15 protein-coding genes are annotated in these 17730 nt (G+C 37.4%); 11 read left to right on the forward strand and 4 right to left on the reverse strand.

All coding sequences use genetic code 11. From position 1 onward, the window contains the following. Positions 1–37: 37 nt before the first annotated feature. A complete protein-coding gene (locus FLUTA_RS09975; protein WP_013686750.1) occupies positions 38–3352 on the reverse strand; it encodes a WG repeat-containing protein in 3315 nt (1104 codons plus the stop codon). Between the two features lie 5 nt (positions 3353–3357). After that, positions 3358–4647: a hypothetical protein gene (locus FLUTA_RS09980; protein ID WP_013686751.1), complete on the reverse strand. Its 1290-nt coding sequence runs from the start codon at positions 4645–4647 to the stop codon at positions 3358–3360. A gap of 107 nt (positions 4648–4754) precedes the next feature. On the opposite strand from FLUTA_RS09980, the gene FLUTA_RS09985 reads away from it, so the two are divergent. From FLUTA_RS09985 to FLUTA_RS10030, 10 genes are all read left to right on the forward strand, one after another. Next, positions 4755–6293 (forward strand): glycine--tRNA ligase, encoded by a 1539-nt coding sequence (locus FLUTA_RS09985; RefSeq protein ID WP_013686752.1) that lies wholly within the window; start codon positions 4755–4757, stop codon positions 6291–6293. Positions 6294–6478: 185 nt separating this feature from the next. Continuing rightward, positions 6479–7189, forward strand: coding sequence for a hypothetical protein (locus FLUTA_RS09990; protein ID WP_013686753.1), 711 nt, complete (start codon positions 6479–6481; stop codon positions 7187–7189). Continuing rightward, positions 7176–7829, forward strand: a complete 654-nt coding sequence (locus tag FLUTA_RS09995) for a hypothetical protein (protein ID WP_013686754.1) — start codon at positions 7176–7178, stop codon at positions 7827–7829. The genes FLUTA_RS09990 and FLUTA_RS09995 overlap by 14 nt, the downstream gene beginning before the upstream one ends. Further along, entirely contained in the window at positions 7799–8557 is a 759-nt protein-coding gene (locus FLUTA_RS10000) for a sensor histidine kinase (RefSeq protein ID WP_013686755.1), read from the forward strand. The genes FLUTA_RS09995 and FLUTA_RS10000 overlap by 31 nt, the downstream gene beginning before the upstream one ends. A gap of 4 nt (positions 8558–8561) precedes the next feature. Then, positions 8562–9236 (forward strand): response regulator transcription factor, encoded by a 675-nt coding sequence (locus FLUTA_RS10005; protein WP_013686756.1) that lies wholly within the window; start codon positions 8562–8564, stop codon positions 9234–9236. 256 nt (positions 9237–9492) lie between these two features. After that, entirely contained in the window at positions 9493–10149 is a 657-nt protein-coding gene (locus FLUTA_RS10010; protein WP_013686757.1) for a hypothetical protein, read from the forward strand. Positions 10150–10227: 78 nt separating this feature from the next. Beyond that, a complete protein-coding gene (locus tag FLUTA_RS10015; RefSeq protein ID WP_013686758.1) occupies positions 10228–10875 on the forward strand; it encodes a hypothetical protein in 648 nt (215 codons plus the stop codon). A gap of 18 nt (positions 10876–10893) precedes the next feature. Next, a complete protein-coding gene (locus FLUTA_RS10020) occupies positions 10894–11910 on the forward strand; it encodes a hypothetical protein (protein WP_013686759.1) in 1017 nt (338 codons plus the stop codon). A gap of 22 nt (positions 11911–11932) precedes the next feature. Then, positions 11933–13111: a S8 family peptidase gene (locus FLUTA_RS10025; RefSeq protein ID WP_013686760.1), complete on the forward strand. Its 1179-nt coding sequence runs from the start codon at positions 11933–11935 to the stop codon at positions 13109–13111. A 43-nt stretch (positions 13112–13154) separates the two neighbouring features. Beyond that, the gene (locus tag FLUTA_RS10030) at positions 13155–13370 is read left to right on the forward strand and encodes a hypothetical protein (RefSeq protein ID WP_148235424.1); all 216 of its coding nucleotides are present in this window, start codon (positions 13155–13157) and stop codon (positions 13368–13370) included. Positions 13371–13439: 69 nt separating this feature from the next. Here the strand turns inward: FLUTA_RS10030 and FLUTA_RS10035 are convergent, their stop codons facing one another. Next, positions 13440–13934, reverse strand: coding sequence for an LEA type 2 family protein (locus tag FLUTA_RS10035; RefSeq protein WP_013686762.1), 495 nt, complete (start codon positions 13932–13934; stop codon positions 13440–13442). 2 nt (positions 13935–13936) lie between these two features. After that, positions 13937–15325 carry a dipeptidase gene (locus FLUTA_RS10040; protein ID WP_013686763.1) on the reverse strand — a complete coding sequence of 463 codons (1389 nt, stop codon included), beginning with the start codon at positions 15323–15325 and terminating at the stop codon, positions 13937–13939. A 159-nt stretch (positions 15326–15484) separates the two neighbouring features. On the opposite strand from FLUTA_RS10040, the gene FLUTA_RS20765 reads away from it, so the two are divergent. Further along, on the forward strand, positions 15485–17674 hold the full coding sequence (locus FLUTA_RS20765) for a choice-of-anchor L domain-containing protein (protein ID WP_169312079.1): 2190 nt from the start codon (positions 15485–15487) through the stop codon (positions 17672–17674). Positions 17675–17730 lie beyond the last annotated feature (56 nt).

Genomic DNA, 17730 nt, shown 5'->3' on the forward strand with positions numbered 1-17730 from the left:
GTATGAGTGAAAGTGCTGGAGAAATTCAGCACTTTTTTTATTTAGCAATTTGCTCGCCGGTTGTTTTGAAATAATAAATATTTCCGCGCAGAATGCATTGCACAAGTTTATTTGAAATGAATTTTAGTCGTTCGTATTCGCAAGGAATTAGTTCTTTTCCTTTGGATGAATAAAGCGCATGAACGGGTTGTGCTTTTGCATAAAACACACCTTTTGCTAAATAATTGATTTCCGTGAAATTTGGATAACTGATTGGAAGGTGCTGCTGGTTGATCAAAGTCCAACCCCTTGAATCTTTTACAGAAGCCAACCCGTTTCTAAAAGGTTTTGCATCCAAATAAGTGAAATTGTTTGCCAGCTGCAATGACTGATTCAAATAGAAAGAGCGGTTCTTTTTCTTCACAAGTAAGGAACCTTCCTGAAAATTTCCTTCAACAGATTTAAAATCGGCAGCGGATTGGTTTGTTTCCACATTTAGAACACTCCATAGATCCATTTTATCGAAGTAGGAAAATGTATGGTTTCCATGATATTGCAAGGTTCGAATTTTAGTTGTTCCCAAAGAAATTCGCTTCCAGGAAGCATCAAACAGCATCCAGCCTGCCGAGTCTGTTTTTATTCCAATGAAGTTTTGACCAAATTGTTGAATCTTCGAAAGTTTGTCCAAGTTATGAATTGGAATTCCTTGTGTGTTGTAGATCTCTGTTCGTTGATTGATTACGATGAGCGCATTTTGAATGAAATATTCAGGATCAATTGCTTTTATTTTAGCTATTTTGACTCCGTTTTGAGCGTAAATAATTGTAGATTTTTTGGTGGTATGGGCAAAATTTCCACTGGTAGAATCCACAACCACTTTTCCTGATTTCCAGGTGAAAATCTCCTGTTGATCGGAATTAATCAGTTTGCTTGTTTCAGCGCTTTCCAGTATTAGTTTATCTCCAATTTGGCTAATCGATTGATAATTATCCGAAACGAATTCCGGATTGATGAGAGAACCATATTTCCATTTGTTTCCTTCTTTGAAGAGGTAATACCGATCTCCAAAAAACGATTCCATTTTCACGGGCGATTCTCCCAATGCATTTCCGTTCTGATCGAGGACAATCCATTTCTTTTTGTCTTTGAAAACCAGGAATCCATTGTCGTAAAGTTTCCAAGAAGAGCGTGGCTCATCAATCAGCTCGTACTTATTGGAAAAAACAGATTGTTTTCCGCTTTTGCTGAAAATGCTGAGCTCATCCGTGTTTTTGCCTACACTTTCCACATCGAAACGTTTTACAAGACTTGTATCAAAAATATGGATTCCATGTTGAAACTTCTTACAGAGAAAAAAGGTGTCTTTGTTTTTAATAATTCGTTCAATTGATCCGAAATTAAATGGGATTAACACGCTTTCTTCAGAGATGACTCCCCATTTTCCATTTGATTTACAAATGGCATTCGAACCAACGAATTCAAATGCATAATCGAGTGGTTTTTCATTCAAATAACGTCCATCGGGAAGGATGTAATGCCATTTTCCCTCGTTAAAATTAATGCCTTGTTTGGTAAATTTGATGTTGTATCTGGCAATTTGGGGGAGATAAAAATTTAGGGTATTCAGTTCAATGGTCTCTAAATCAAATTTGATATCAGAACCATTTCGAAGTTCCAATTTTGAATCGGTGCAGGCCCTGAGAATTTTTGCGTCCGAAATTTGTAAATAATCATACTCCTTAAACGTTCCGGAATCAGAAAGAATCCCAAAATCACCGCTGGTTGCGTAGCGCATAAAGTTTCTTTTGGTAAAATCTGTTGTGTCGATTTCCAAAATCTCTTTGGTATTTAATTTCTTTCCGGTTTGGTAAAAAATGGCTTCTTTCGCTTGAAATTTAGACCAATAATTTTGTTTCTCTCCAATTTCCCGCATTTTTCCGAACGAGAAAGTATAGGATCCGTAAACATAGTTCAAACTTTTAAAACTTGGCAGGATCAGCACAGAATCCTGATTCTTTTTAAGCCCCCATTTATAGGTCATTTTCGTTGTTCCATCTTTAGAACTTACAAGTGTACTGTCCACAAACCAACCGATAGCCAGTAAGCGCGGATCTGCATAAAATGCTTCTCTGGAATTGGGTTCTTTTTCAAGTTGCGTGAGAATTTTCACCGGATTTGGACTGTACATTTTATCTAGAACGCAGTGATTTTGGTCAATTTTCAATGCCATTATCGCCTCTTTGTTACTTGCCTTAATGACCTTTTCTGAAATGCTGATCCGATTGAAAATACAGGGTAAAATTGTTTGATTTGTTTTTAATGAAAAGATTCCGCTTAGGTTTTTTCGATAAGTCAACAAGAAATCACCTTGTATTTGAAAGTAACTGTAAGCTCCCGAAATTACTTCTTCACCGGTTGATTTGATCAAAGCAATATTCCCGTTAGGAAAAGTAACCTGATACCACGAATCGTAAGAAAATGACCAAATGGATGTGTACTTGTATGGAAAACGTGCTTTTTGGGTTTTCTTATGGATAATGTTTTGAAATCCATCTAAGCGTTCCACCAAATAGAAATCTTTATCCCAATCATATACCCATTTGTAAGGACCTGCAAATTTTTGGGTTCTATTTTGACAGTCATAGATGATAATGCCTTTTTGGGTATACACGGTTAGCTCGTTTTGGGACAAACTGGCCTTCCGGATTTTTTCTTTCATCGGCCACAATCCTTTTGCATCTAAAAGTAATAAGACTCCATTTGTGTCGGAAATTTGAAGTAATCTGGAGGAATAATTCAAAAATTGAAGTTCCCCATTATGTGCGAGCAGATTTCCCATTGGATCCAGAACATCAAAAATGGTATCGATGTCACTGAAATAAATATAATTGAAAGCCTGGCTATGGATTTTCTTTCCGGTCATGGCAATGAGTTTCCGATTGGGAACACAAAGCAGCTGTTTGGTATTGCCGGATTCCTCTGTCAGTTCAATCCAATTTTCGGAAATAACCTCTGGTGTTTCTTTTAAGTTGTCAATGAGAATTCGGATGGAAGAGCGTACGTCCATCAACATCCAACATGTTCCATTGTGCAAGGCATAAATTCCGTTTCCGATAGCTTGGATATCTTTGTATTTCGCCTCAACAATTTCTTCGCCCTTTTCATTAATGATTCCGTAGAGTGAATTTTTTAAAGCAAAGGCTGTTCCTGCATTGTCAAATACTTCAATGTACTCGTAATTGGTTTTGGTAACAGTTTTCCCCGTGGTATCAATCAATGACCAATGTCCATCACGAATGAGCGGAAGGACATTTCCCTGAGAAAGGACTAATTGTGTCCACAAAAGTGCTGTAAAAACAAGAAGTCCTCTCATGGCTATTAGATGCAGCTTGATAATACTTTCGTCATATCTTCCGGAGTTCGGAGAATGCTTTTTCTTCCGGATAATTGAAAAGTGAATTCGCGTTTCTTTTCAGCTGCTGCTGCTTTCAGTTCGTTGTTTTTTACCGAATAGACTTCTTTATCTTTCGTAATGGCAATAATTGCACTTTGTTTGTCTTTTGCGATTTTAACGAGGCTTTTTTCGTCAATGGGAATAATTACTTTGTCTTCCGGAATTACATAGAAAAACGCGGTGTATTCTTCATCTGTTCGATCTTTAATTTTCAAGTTGACATACAAATCCTGAGTGGGTTTGCTATACATACAATCCCAATTGTAAGTTCCGAAATTTGGAATATTCATGGTACGGATTAATTTTCCCTGAGCTGCCAGATTCTGATATTCCTCCTCATTTTTCAATTTTGCTTCCAGTTTATTTTTAACGGCTTCGCTGCGTTCTGTTTTTTGTCCAAACTGAATGGGACTCACATGAAACGTTTTAGAGTAGTTCTTGTCTTTCACAAGTAACACATATTCGTTATTCTCTTTTCCAACGATTTGAGCTTTTAGATAATTTGTTCGAAACATCGTAAGATCTTTTGTAGAAAGTCTCATTTTTAATGTTTCCCAGCCTATGATTTCATCGGAATTTAACTCCGGAAAGGAATCTTTAGAGAAACTTGGAGTAACATCCAGAGTTACGTAGTTTGTTTTTTGCGAGGTAGGAGTTTCCTCCTTGAAATTGGGGTTTTGAGTAGCTTTTGCGGATGTTTTGTAGCTCCATTCACCTGTTTTTTCATTCAACGAATAAAAGTTAAAGGATTCTTGTTCATTGTTTGAGGCTAAACTAACACGGGCATCTTTTCCGCTTGCTAATTCAACTTCTTCTCCGTTTTGATGCGCATTGATTGTGAACATTCCTCCTGAAACGAACGCACTTGAAACCCCTGCAGAGTCATATGACATGGGTATTCCTGAGAATAAAATATCTGAAATACTGTGATATTCCTGCCAGCTGATGTCAACAGTTCCTGTAATTGCATTTCCATTTTTACCTACAAATGCGTTTTTTGGAAAGGAGATGGAACCTCCGTTTGGTAGAATAATTTCACTACTTTTTTCAGCAGAAACTTGAAATGTGCGAATGGGAATTTCAAGTCCATCAATCGGTTTAATTGCTGATTGTGTTTCAACTATAGGTTCTTTATTGGAATCTTTTAAAGGGGAAGGACTAGAGCAGCAAGTAATTAAACCAGCTGTTAATGCGAGGATTAGAGGTTTTTTCATAACGCTTTTTTTAGTGTAATGAGTTAAAATTGGTTTCGTAACAAAAATACTTGAACATTCTCTAAGACTCGATAGCTCATTTGCCTTATTTCCACTAAATTTGCCCCATGGAACAGAAAGAAGATTTATTAAAAGACATCATTTCTCATGCCAAAGAGTATGGTTTTGTTTTTCCTTCATCAGATATCTATGATGGGTTAGCTGCAACGTATGATTACGGTCAGCTTGGTTCAGAACTAAAGAATAACATCAAGCAATATTGGTGGAAATCCATGGTTCAGATGAATGAAAACATTGTCGGAATTGATGCCGCTATCTTCATGCACCCAACAACTTGGAAAGCTTCAGGTCACGTAGATGCGTTCAATGATCCATTGATTGATAATAAAGATTCCAAAAAAAGATACCGCGCGGATGTGTTGATTGAAGAGCACATGGAGAAAATTCGCCAAAAGATCAATAAAGAAGTAGAGAAAGCTTCGAAGAAATTTGCAGAGGCTTTTGACGAAGCTCAGTTTCGTGCTACCAACCCGAATGTATTGCGCAACGCAGAGAAAATCAAAGAAATTGAAGATCGCATGCGTACTACTTTGGAAAACAATGATTTGGAAGGAGTGAAAACTCTTATCGAAGATTTAGAGATTGTTTGTCCAATCAGTGGTTCCAGAAATTGGACGGAAGTTCGTCAGTTCAACTTGATGTTTTCTACGGAATTGGGTTCTGTAGCTGGAGATGCTTCTACCATTTATTTGCGTCCTGAAACAGCTCAAGGTATTTTCGTAAACTTTTTGAATGTTCAGAAGAGCGGGCGTATGAAAATTCCTTTCGGAATAGCTCAAATTGGTAAAGCTTTCAGAAATGAAATCGTAGCTCGTCAGTTTATTTTCCGCATGCGCGAATTTGAACAAATGGAAATGCAATTCTTCGTTCGTCCAGGAGATGAAATGAAGTGGTACAACCATTGGAAAGCTGCTCGTTTGGCTTGGCATAAGGCTTTAGGATTAGGAGATAAATACTACCGCGAACACGACCACATTAAATTAGCGCATTACGCGAATGCGGCAAGCGATATTGAATTTGATTTCCCAATGGGTTTCAAAGAATTGGAAGGAATTCACTCCAGAACCGATTTCGACTTGAAACAACACGAACAATTCTCAGGAAAGAAATTACAGTATTTTGATCCGGAATTGAATCAGAATTATGTTCCGTATGTTGTTGAGACATCGGTTGGTTTGGATCGGATGTTCCTAGCTGTTATGAGTGCTTCTTTCAAGAATGAAAAATTGGAAGATGGTTCTGAACGTGCCGTTTTAAGTTTGCCGGCTCAATTGGCTCCTTATAAGGTTGCAATCATGCCATTGACGAAGAAAGATGGTCTTCCTGAAAAGGCAACGGAGATTCTGAACGATTTGCGTTTTGATTTCAATTGTCAGTACGATGAGAAAGATTCTCCAGGAAAACGTTACCGCAGACAAGATGCAATTGGAACTCCTTATTGTGTCATGGTGGATCACCAAACATTGGAAGACAATACGGTAACTATCCGTGATCGCGACACGATGTTGCAAGAACGCGTTGCTATTTCAGAATTGAGAGCAAAGATTGACGAGAAAGTGAGTTGGAGAAACTTACTTTCAAAATAAAATCAGTGATTTGATTGAGAACCCTTCTGAGATTTTTCGGAAGGGTTTTTTGTTGAGAATTAAATTCCAAAAATTGTTTTAGACATTCATTCTTGTTTGAGTTTTTTTACAATGTTTTCATAGATTATAATATCTTTGATATTCATTCACTGAAGCAAATTTGCTTGGTTTAAATTCAAACACTGATGGAAAACCTAGAAACCATTATTCACAATCTCCGGTTCTGGGAAGATTTGTGTATTCAAAAAGATTCGAATAAAATTGCCCGAACACTGAATCAGGGCGTTGGATTTTATTTTTGTATTCCTCATGAAATGAGTGATCTTATTCGTAAAGAAAAGAAGATCCGTTTGATGGAAGAAGTTGAAACTTGCTATCACGCATATGTTGGAATAAGTAAGGAAGGAACATTAAAATATTACATGATCCATTCGATTTATGATACGGAATACCAATTTGATGAGGGAGTAATTCGATCTCATATCATTGAGTGTGACATTTCCGACAATTACAATGGAGCTGATAATGAGATCTCCGATGAAGAAGCAAGAAGATTGATTGGAAATTGGAAAAACTTCCATCAAGCATGGATTCCTTTGCAAACGGTTAGTAAAGATGGAATGTATCGCGCATTCACCATTCCAGATTCAGACATTCCTGTAAATAAAGAGTTAAAAGGTTTTTTTGCACTGAAGGAAAATCTTAACAAGGGAGAAAAAGAAGTTTTAAATTTCACGGCAGATCTGGTATTCAGTGATCTGGAAAATCGAGTTGTTTTAAACGGAGAGGCATTTTCTGATTTGGCTCGTCCAGTTCCACCATTCAAAAAAGGTACTGCTAGAGCTCATGAAAATTTTTATCTTCTGAATTGCCCCGTCCCCAATGAACATCTATGAGTTTGCGGATAAACTGACAATTTTGTCTCCGATAGGTTTAGGTATTGGAATAGTAGGTGGAATTTACCGGTATTTGTCACTGAATAAAATTTACAGGCTGATTACAATATATCTGATTATCGCACTTTTAACAGATTTCGCAAGTCGGTTGTTGAGTTTTATGGATCAGAGTAATCTGATTCTATTACCAATTTTCAATCTGTTGGAATTGCTTCTTTTCTTGAAAATTTATTACCTATTCTTTGAGAAGACCAGGAAGCTATTGCTGCTGGTTGTTGCAGTAGTTTTCTTGGCTGCCTTCGGTTCGGATGTAATTCCATTGTTTCTGGATCAGAATGTAATGACACATTCTTATTCTAGTATAATAGAAGCGTTGAGTATTATTTTTTTAGCATTTCTATTCTTTTTTGACCGTATACAAGCTTACAATGAATTGAAGTGGACTGTTTTCGCCTTAAATTCAGTGATTTTGGTTTATTTCTCCGTGAAACTGATGTTCTATATTCCGATTAATTTTTTCATTCATGATGATACGAATCTGAAATTTTATTTCTGGATCGTTCATTTGATCATGCTGATTATTTTTTACTTATATCTCGCTAAATCAATATGGGAACATGGCAAAATTCAGGAACAATAGGATATTGGATTATATCGTTCATGTCAGTTGTTCTGGTTCTAGTCGTATTTATTGTTTTATTGGTCAGGATTTCTTTTAAAAGAATGATCGATACGAAACTGGAAGAAACAGAATTGAAACTGGAACATCAGACCACTTTACTTGAAACGAGTATTCTGGTGCAGGAAAAAGAACGGACGAGAATTGCTGCGGATATTCACGATGAACTTATTGGAAAACTAATCGCATTTCAGTTACAATTGGAAATTCCCATTTCGATTGCGGAAAAGAATGCGCTTCTTTCCGAATGTATTTCGACGGCACGGCGTATTTCCCATGATTTAGTTCCGCCATTAATCGAATTGTCGTCTTTGAACGAATTAATTTACGGAATACTTGAACCTTTCTCTAAACTGCTGAATTGCGGGGTTTATTCTACTGTTGAGGAATCCAAATCAATAGATTTCGAAGTCAAAACCCAACTTATGAGAATTGTTCAGGAGTGTCTTGCCAATAGTAAGAAGCATGCTCAGGCAACAATAGTTTTCGTACAGATGAAAACTTTCAGGGAGTATTTGTTTTTGAAAATTTCGGATAATGGTTCAGGATTTCGTTCTGATCAGATTGTTTCTGGTTTGGGACTGAAAAATATAGAGACTCGTATGCATTATTTAAAGGGGAAATATAAATTGAAAACGAGTGAAGGAAATGGAACGTCCTATCTTTTCGCTATTCAACTTAATAAATAAGAAAATGAATAAGATACGAGTCGCTATGGTCGATGATGATCTGCTTTTATTAAAGTTAATGCATTCCTTCTTTGATGCCCAGGAATTGTTTGAAGTCCTTTTTTCATGTGATAAAGGATTAGAAGCCTTCGAAAGATTAAAAGAGTTGGATAAATTGCCAGATGTTTTGTTGGTTGATTTGAAAATGGCTGAATTAACGGGAATAGATATTACCGAAAAAATGAGATCAGACTATCCTTCCGTCAAAGTAATCATCCTTTCTTCCCATTATAAAAGTTCCCATATTGGTTTCATGTTTAAAATTGGCGCGTCGGCATTTTTCCCGAAAGGGGTGTCTCCTGTTAGATTGCTCGAAATCGTTGAGAAAGTAGTGGGTCAGGGATATTATTTCGATGAAGAACAGTTGGCAACGATGCGTAACCAAATCTCGTCTAAATTGGTTCCTCCGAATCTGGATGAAAAAGAATTGTTATCCGAACGAGAACTGGAAATTATCCAATTGATTTGTGAACAGAAAACAGCGAAGGAAATTGCTGACAAATTGTTTATCAACCAGCGCACAGTTGAAGGCCATAAGAACAATATGTTTGCAAAAACAGGTGCAAAGAATATTGCTGGATTGATTATTTACGCTATTCAGAATAATATAATAGATCAATCATCTCTGCCACCAGTTTAGTCTCCGTAAAAATACCTCTTTGATTAAAACAGGTAATTTCTACCTGTTCCAAGCTTTCTATTCTTTTCAACTTTGAAGTGCAGCTAACGGCTATAAAATTCACTGAAAAGAACCAGATCCAGGAAGGTTATTCCATCAATAAGTTATGTGGTCAACAGATTTGTTTTTAGCAAGATGATGCAAAAAGCCAAAAATTGGCACCCTGTTTACGCAGGATTTTTAATCACTCATTTATGAGACCTATAATTAATACATTATGAAAACGAATGAAATCACAGCATTAAATGCACAGTTAGTTGAATTGTTGGGGGCAGCAAACAAAGGAGTAAATGTCGAAATCGCAGAGGCTGATTTTGATTTATTAAAGAACGGAAAGTATGCATTATGCTTCGCAAAAAAAGTAGGGGATAATTTCAATGTGGTATGGAAGTCTTCCAAAGATTTTTTGATGTTGAATTCATTTACATGGACACCACTTTATCAATTGTTCGGAACAAACTCGTTTAAAGGAGGTGTAACGGTGAAAGCAAGTACATACAATCAAAAATGTGGTTTAGGACAAACATGTACGCTGGATGCAAATGGAAAATTGAGCTCTGCAGTTGACGGCGGTTCAAAAACAGCACTCCATTTAACGAATCAATATGGGCCCGTTCATGCGGGAGTGAACCAAATGGTTACGGGAATTGATGGAAAAGAAGAAGCACTTCCGATTTACGTAAGTGAAAAACAAATCATCAAAGGCACAAATGATCTAACTCCGAAAGAATCGGTTTTGGTATGGTTCGAACAAAATATTGAAACATCAACGATGTTCAGTACATCCAGATCCAACGCAGTTGAATTGGATTTAACAGGAACCAATCAGATTTCTGTTAACTACAGCGAAGGTGAGTGGATTATCGTGGGATAAAATTACTGTTTTAACAGCATTCGGGACATTCATCTGATTGTCTGTCCCGAATCTTCATTCGTTAAAAAACCAATAGCTATGTCGAGTGATCTCAATTTGTACATCCATTTTAATTTTGCATTGGAAAATGCAACAAAAGAAGTTACTATTCAAATTGCTGAACTTGATTTCAAAGCATTGAAGCAGGGAGGATATAAACTCTGTTTTGCAAAAAATGTGAACGAGGAGTTTGATGTAGTTTGGCAATGTTATTCGGATTATTTGTCGACCAATGTTTTCTCCTGGACTCCACAATTTCAACTTTTCGGGACCAATGCATTTATTCCGCAACAGGTTATTAAAACAATAACAAACGTTGAAAATTGTAGCTTGGGAAATACTTGTGTTCTCAACGAGGCAGGTTTTTTGGAAAAACAAAAATCTGGAGGGAATGTAGGCGCTCTTACAATGGAAAACCAATACGGATTTATTCACGGCGGTTTGAAACAACTTTCAACAGGAATAAGTGGGCAAATGCTCAGTTCTCCGGTATACGTTTCAAAATTGAATCAGCTGAAAGGAGAGATTTTGCTTACACCTAAAGACATTCTGTGTGTTTGGTTCCAGCAAAGTATTCAGGTTGGTATGATGATTTCAAAGAAACCGTCCAATTCTATCAGTTTGGATTTGACTTCCGAACAATCACTCACCTGTCTTTACGAAAATCAGGAATGGAAACTTATTTAATCAATTAAAACTGCATCCATGAAAAAAGATCTTTTTCGCAAAACGGATATAGAAGAATACTTTTATGTTCTGCAACAGAAAAACCTGGTTTATAATTACAATTTCAGGTATTTCAGTAATTATAATACACAACCGAATTCGCTTTCATCTGGCCATCCAGACGGCTGGGTCTATTCAAATCCCGGTACGAATGGAACTATTCAGCCATCTCAAAATAAGTGTAGAATCACCGTCAATTCAGATAGTAAAGTGATGACAATCAGTCAGGCACTTCATGAGTTTCCGAGATGGGTCGAGCAGATTGCAGGGAAGACAATTTCAATCGAAATTCAGATGACACTTTCAATAGGATGTGTTATGAAGGTTAGTCTTTCCGATGGTATTAAAAGCGTGACGGAAGAATTGAAGAGTACAGATGGAGGAGACATAATCATGCAGTTGAAAATGGATGTAAGTAATACTCCTTCTCAATTGATTTTAGAACTTTCAAGTTCCACGGCATCTGCCACTATTACACTTTCAAAAGTATTTGGAAATGTAGGTGAACTTGCTCTTGAAAGTCTTCCTCCAATGGTCAATGGGATAATCGGGGAACGCAAAAGTTATATTTCTATGCAGGTTGCTCCTGTTGAAGAATTTTCAATTTGTAATAATACTACCGTAGATCTCAGTAAAAATCACACCCGCTTGAATTCTGTTTTGAATGGCCGGTTTGGAAAAAATTTGCTTCCGAATGTTTCTGGTTATTTCAGTCGTGCCTGGGATAATGGAATGAAACTCGACCAAAATTCGGCTGACCGCAAAATGATGGGGCAAAATAATATCGTGGGAGATTATGTCGGAACAATTGAGCCCGATTGTTTTAAAATGCATTTGCATGAATTAAAATTTGCTCCAGTACCAATTGTTTCTGCACCTCAGGGATCACCCGCGGAAGGGATTAAATCCAATATGAAATCGGAAACAAAAGAAACCGGAGACAAGGAAACTAGGCCAGTGAATGTCGCGGAATTGTACACTATAAAATGGGCTTAAATAAAACACATTAAACTAAAAAATGATGAAAAAAAGATATCTGATTGTTTACAAAAAGAATAATGTAAGCACCAAAAAAGCAGCTTCTCTATTGGGTGAAAGCAAACAATTAATCGAATTTAATCTCAAAAGTGGATTGATGGCAGAAGGAAATTACCATTTTCCGAATCTGGATATTACTTCAGCGGTTCTGAATGAATCAGAAGCAAATGAATTGAAAGAACATCCGGAAATCGATTTCATCGAAGAAGACAGCTGGATGACCACGTTGGGAGAACTGTCCTCCGCGAAATCGAAAGTTCTTTTAGCGGGTGAGGATTCCTGGAATATGCGAATGATCAAAGCTCCAGGAGCCTGGAAAAAAGGATTCACAGGAAAAGGTGTTAAACTGGCAATCCTCGATACTGGAATTGCGACCCATCCCGATTTGTCGATTAAAGGAGGAGTATCAACGGTTCCGAATATTTTAAGTTACAATGATGATGATGGTCATGGAACCCATTGTGCAGGGATTGCCGCTGGCCTTGGTGTCAAACCTGAAAATGTAAAAGGTGTTGCTCCGGATGCGTCATTATATGCTGTGAAAGTGCTTAAAAAAGATTCAGATGGAATATCAAGAGGTTTGACTTCATGGATTATTGCAGGGATGGAATGGTGCGTTTCTTCCGAAATGAATGTGATGAGCATGAGTTTGGGAGGAAAAAACAATCCGAGTGAAGCTTATGCGGTAGCAGTGAAAGTATGCCAAGAAGCAGGAATTACGGTGGTATGTGCATCTGGGAATTCAAACCAAACCGATTTCCCATTTGTGAATTCTCCGGCAAATTCCTGTTATCAGGGGCTTGCCATTGCAAGTCCGGTTGCTGTTGGCTCGGTCGATTCGGCTTCAACTATTGCTATGAGTTCTTCTAGAGGAGGCAAACCAGGGATTTTGTGGAATGGAGTAGGAGTCGTTGCTCCAGGAGTTAATATTTATTCAACCTATTTGAATAATAGATATGTAACAATGTCAGGAACGAGTATGGCGTGTCCGCACGTTGCAGGTTTGGCGGCTTTGATGGCACAAAAAGACAAAAAATTGACGCCTCTTCAGATCAAAGCAGATATTTTGGCTACCGCCAGTGCTTTGGGGGTAAATACACCAAATGAAACCTATGGTTATGGGTTGATTAATTGTGAGAAGGCGACAGCGATAATATAAATTGTAACTTTCCATAGTAAAAGAGAAGATTCCCATGTCAAAAATGAAAGCGCAATTAGAAAATCTACTTACCCGAAATCCAGAACAGAAACATGCTGTGATAGTCACCTGCTCATCAAAACCCAATTTCGGGCAGATTGAATTGCATCGATTGATGGATACTATTTTCAGTGGAGAATTGACTGGAAAGGAAATTAGAGCAATTGCGTCACTTGATGAGGTTCTTTCGATTGAACTTGACCAAACAATTGAGCTCTGATAATTAACACGAATAAAAAGAGGCTGTCTTGAATTTCAAAACAGCCTCTTTTTGTTATAAATCAGACATTTAATCTCTACTAGCGCCTTTCATAATTCCTTGTAACAAACCATCAAATTTAATATCACCACTAGATAGGCTGTGAGTTTCATGCACATCGAAATTCTTTCCGACACCTAGAACACTTCCGCGTACTTTTCCATCCAGTTTCAATTCAAATTTAGTAGCATTGATAAGCTTTGGAATTCGAAATAACACACCATCACTTAAACTTAACTGCAAAGGAATGGTGTATACATTTTTGGATTTGCGTTTTACTTTGATTTTTTTATCTAAGTCAATTACTCCTAACTCCAAATCGTTTACAGAAACATTTAATTTCCCCTTTTTGATTTTAAAACTATAACCGTTTTCATTATCTACGGTGGCATCAAAACTCACATGGAGGGTTCTTCCCTCCAGCTTTCCAAATTGAAAATTGGAATATCCAGAAACTTCAGGTTCTATAAATTCACAGCTTGAAACTGCGATTAAGAGGATGCATAAAAAAAGGATTTTTCTCATAATTACTTCATTGCTTCAGTAAAATAATGGAAGAAATACGGAATGGTTTCAATTCCTTTGTAAAAATTAAATAAACCGTAGTGCTCATTGGGTGAGTGAATAGCATCAGAATCCAATCCAAAGCCCATCATTACCGTTTTTAAACCTAATTCTTGTTCAAACAATGCGATAATTGGAATACTTCCACCACTTCGAACTGGAATGGGTGTTTTTCCAAAAGTTTCCTCATAAGCTTTCGCGGCACTTTTGTATGCGATGGAATCGATTGGAGTTACCACAGGTTCTCCACCATGATGTGGATTTACAACAACGGTCACACCTGCAGGAGCGATTGATTCAAAATGTTTAGAGAATAATTCGGTAATTTTTTCGGGTTCTTGATTTGGAACCAATCGCATCGATATTTTAGCATACGCTTTAGAAGCGATGACTGTTTTAGCACCTTCTCCAGTGTATCCTCCCCAAATTCCATTTACATCCAATGTTGGACGAATAGAACCTCTTTCTGGAGTAGAATATCCTTTTTCACCATAAACAGCAGTGATATTCAATGCTTTTTTATAATTCTCCTCACTGTATGGAGCTTTTGCCATTTCAGCACGTTCTTCCAAACTTAGTTCAACCACATCTGCATAGAAACCAGGAATAGTTATGTGGTTATCTTCATCGTGTAAGGAAGCAATCATTTTTGTTAAGATGTTGATTGGATTCGCAACACAACCACCGTAAAGTCCCGAATGTAAATCGCGATTTGGTCCTGTCACCTCTACTTCAACATAGCTCAACCCTCTTAAACCAGTTGTAATAGATGGAACATCATTCGCTAACATTCCAGTATCAGATACTAAAATGATATCAGCTTTCAGACGTTCTTTATTCTCCTTGATGAAAACACCCAGATTCACCGATCCAACTTCTTCTTCACCTTCGATCATAAATTTCACGTTACAAGGAAGTTCATTCGCTTCCATCATCGCTTCAAAAGCCTTTACATGCATGAAAAATTGCCCTTTATCATCACATGCTCCGCGCGCAAAAATGGCACCTTCCGGGTGAATCTCTGTTTTCTTAACAACCGGTTCGAATGGAGGAGAAGTCCACAAATCGATTGGATCGGCAGGCTGCACATCGTAATGACCGTAAACCAAAACAGTTGGAAGTGCTGGGTCAATGATTTTTTCCCCATAAACAATTGGATGTCCAGCTGTTTTACAGATCTCTACCTTTTCAGCACCAGCTTCTTTCAGGAATTCGGATACCTTTTCAGCACCGCGAATCACTTCCTGAGCATACGCACTATCAGCTGAAACAGTTGGAATTTTCAATAAGTCGATCAGTTCATTCAGAAACTTGTCCTTAGAATCTTGTATGTATTTTTGGGTATTTTGCATAAAATTTATATTTCTGAAGCAAATTTGGTTAAATCGGCGCGTTTTTTATCGAATAATTACGATTAAAATTTAACATTTAAACAAAATTTAATAATATTGACATATAAATGCAACCTTTAACACTTTATTTAAGTCTAGAGGACAGAACTGATTATGATTATGAAGAAAATTACTAAAATACTCTCGCTTTTTTTATTGTCTATAGGCACGAATGCTCAAGCTCAAATTGCGGTTCAAACAGGGCAACCCGCAGCATCATTAGTTCAAAATGTTCTAATTGGAAATGGAGTGTCTGCTTTTAACGTTACGTTTAGTGGAGATCCCAACCAGATTGGGAGTTTTAATGCCGCGGGTTCGAATATTGCCTTACCTACTGGAATTGTCTTGTCATCAGGGAATGTTAACTCATTGGTTTCTGGTGGAAATCCTTCCACTGATTATCCAGGGCCAGGCGATCCAATGATTTTGGCTACTGCGCAATCTGTTACAACAAATCCAAATGCTGGCTTTATAACTTCCACTCAAGATGCTGCAGTTCTTCAATTTGATTTTGTTCCATTGGGTGATACCGTAAAATTTAGGTTCGTATTTGGCTCGGAAGAATATACTGCTTGGATTAATACGCAATATAATGATGCTTTTGGATTTTACTTGACTGGACCCAATCCGCTTGGACCAAATTATAGCAATACGAATTTGGCCTTAGTACCAGGTACTAATTTACCAATAACAATTTCTACGATTCATCCTGGTTTTAATAGTCAATACTACATTGGAACGCCTGTGGGGCATTCCTTAAATGGATTGACGGTTCCAATTGAAATTGTTTTTCCTGTGGTATGTGGTGAAACTTATCATTTTAAATTTGCTATTGCGGATTGTAATGATGGGATTTTGGATACAGGAGTATTCCTTGAAGGAGGATCTTTTTCTTCAGATGCGGTAAATGTTTCTGTTGCAACTTTAACAGGTGATACAACTGTTATAGAAAACTGTACCAATGCGCAATTTATTTTCTCCAGACCTTTGAGTCAAATAAACGACACCTTGATTGTAAATTACGATATTACTGGAACCGCAACTATGGGTGCTGATTATAACAATTTGATAAATCCAGTTACTTTTCTTCCAGGTGAAGATTCAGTAATATTAACCCTTAATCCAATTGGAGATGGAATTGTTGAAGCTCCTGAAACAGTTATTATTACAGCATATACTATAACAGAGTGCGGCGATACGATTGTAACAGTTGGTACACTTTATATTATTGATGGACCAATTTTACCAATCAATGAATCGAATCCGAATGTGTTTTGTGCAAATGATTCCGTTCAAGTCACAGCAGTGGCCAGTGGAGGATTTGCGCCATATACTTACTTATGGTCTTATCAAGGACAGACGGGAGGAACTGCTTATGTGCCAATATTGCAAAATGGAACCATTGATTATTATGTAACAGCTACTGACCAGTGTGGAAATACTGGAACAGATACTATTACGGTGACAATGAATCAAACTTTGGCAATCGATACAATGATGATGTTTACTGCATCAGCTTGTACTCCAGACGGCGCAGTTAGTGGAATGGGTGAAGGAATTACAGGCCAACCACAATACCATTGGGAAGGACCAAATACTGGAGGACCAAGTCAGATTGATGCTACCGTGATGCAAAACCTTTCTCCAGGATGGTATGTATTCACAATTACAGATAATGTTTGTTCTGTAACGGATTCAATTCTATTAGATAGTGAACCAGCTCCGATTGCTAGTTTTACTCCAAACGAGACAGAAGGATGTAATCCTGCAACCATTTTATTCGCGAATAATAGTCAAAATTCAACAAATTACGAGTGGTCTTTTGGCAATGGAAATACTGCAAATGTGGCTGATTTGAGCATGCAAACTCAGGTATACACATCGACTTCAACTATTATGTTGATTGCAATTAATGGGCCTTGTAGAGATACAGCTTATGCAACTATTCAGATTGTTGATTGTGGTTGTACTGATCCATTGGCGGTTAATTATGATCCGACAGCAGTATTGAACGATGGCTCATGTGTTTTCCCAGAACCAACTGTAATTGTACCAAATATCTTTACACCTAATGGAGATATGAATAACGATGTGTTTAGATTGACAACAACAAATGCTGTTGAGGTTACTATCAGAATTAATAATCGTTGGGGAAATAAGGTATATGAAGGTACAGGGTTAGATCCATTCTGGGATGGAAAAATCAATGGAACGATTTCTTCAGAAGGAGTTTATTTTGTTCAGTATACTGTAAAAGGTTTGCAAAACAAGGAAATCACGGGGCAAGGGTTCTTGCAACTTGTGAAGTAATTGAGAGTAATAGGTAATTAAAAAGGCGCAGATCAGGGATGATTTGCGCTTTTTTG

The organism is Fluviicola taffensis DSM 16823 (assembly GCF_000194605.1).
Classification (GTDB): domain Bacteria; phylum Bacteroidota; class Bacteroidia; order Flavobacteriales_D; family Crocinitomicaceae; genus Fluviicola; species Fluviicola taffensis.

Excerpts from the sequence above, each read along its gene's own strand:
- FLUTA_RS10035 (WP_013686762.1), bottom strand. The coding sequence starts at position 13,934 with ATGAGAAAAATCCTTTTTTTATGCATCCTCTTAATCGCAGTTTCAAGC.
- FLUTA_RS10020 (WP_013686759.1), top strand. The coding sequence starts at position 10,894 with ATGAAAAAAGATCTTTTTCGCAAAACGGATATAGAAGAATACTTTTAT.
- FLUTA_RS10040 (WP_013686763.1), bottom strand. The coding sequence starts at position 15,325 with ATGCAAAATACCCAAAAATACATACAAGATTCTAAGGACAAGTTTCTG.
- FLUTA_RS10015 (WP_013686758.1), top strand. The coding sequence starts at position 10,228 with ATGTCGAGTGATCTCAATTTGTACATCCATTTTAATTTTGCATTGGAA.
- FLUTA_RS10025 (WP_013686760.1), top strand. The coding sequence starts at position 11,933 with ATGATGAAAAAAAGATATCTGATTGTTTACAAAAAGAATAATGTAAGC.
- FLUTA_RS09995 (WP_013686754.1), top strand. The coding sequence starts at position 7,176 with ATGAACATCTATGAGTTTGCGGATAAACTGACAATTTTGTCTCCGATA.
- FLUTA_RS09990 (WP_013686753.1), top strand. The coding sequence starts at position 6,479 with ATGGAAAACCTAGAAACCATTATTCACAATCTCCGGTTCTGGGAAGAT.
- FLUTA_RS10010 (WP_013686757.1), top strand. The coding sequence starts at position 9,493 with ATGAAAACGAATGAAATCACAGCATTAAATGCACAGTTAGTTGAATTG.
- FLUTA_RS09985 (WP_013686752.1), top strand. The coding sequence starts at position 4,755 with ATGGAACAGAAAGAAGATTTATTAAAAGACATCATTTCTCATGCCAAA.
- FLUTA_RS10030 (WP_148235424.1), top strand. The coding sequence starts at position 13,155 with ATGAAAGCGCAATTAGAAAATCTACTTACCCGAAATCCAGAACAGAAA.
- FLUTA_RS10005 (WP_013686756.1), top strand. The coding sequence starts at position 8,562 with ATGAATAAGATACGAGTCGCTATGGTCGATGATGATCTGCTTTTATTA.
- FLUTA_RS09980 (WP_013686751.1), bottom strand. The coding sequence starts at position 4,647 with ATGAAAAAACCTCTAATCCTCGCATTAACAGCTGGTTTAATTACTTGC.
- FLUTA_RS09975 (WP_013686750.1), bottom strand. The coding sequence starts at position 3,352 with ATGAGAGGACTTCTTGTTTTTACAGCACTTTTGTGGACACAATTAGTC.
- FLUTA_RS10000 (WP_013686755.1), top strand. The coding sequence starts at position 7,799 with ATGGGAACATGGCAAAATTCAGGAACAATAGGATATTGGATTATATCG.
- FLUTA_RS20765 (WP_169312079.1), top strand. The coding sequence starts at position 15,485 with ATGAAGAAAATTACTAAAATACTCTCGCTTTTTTTATTGTCTATAGGC.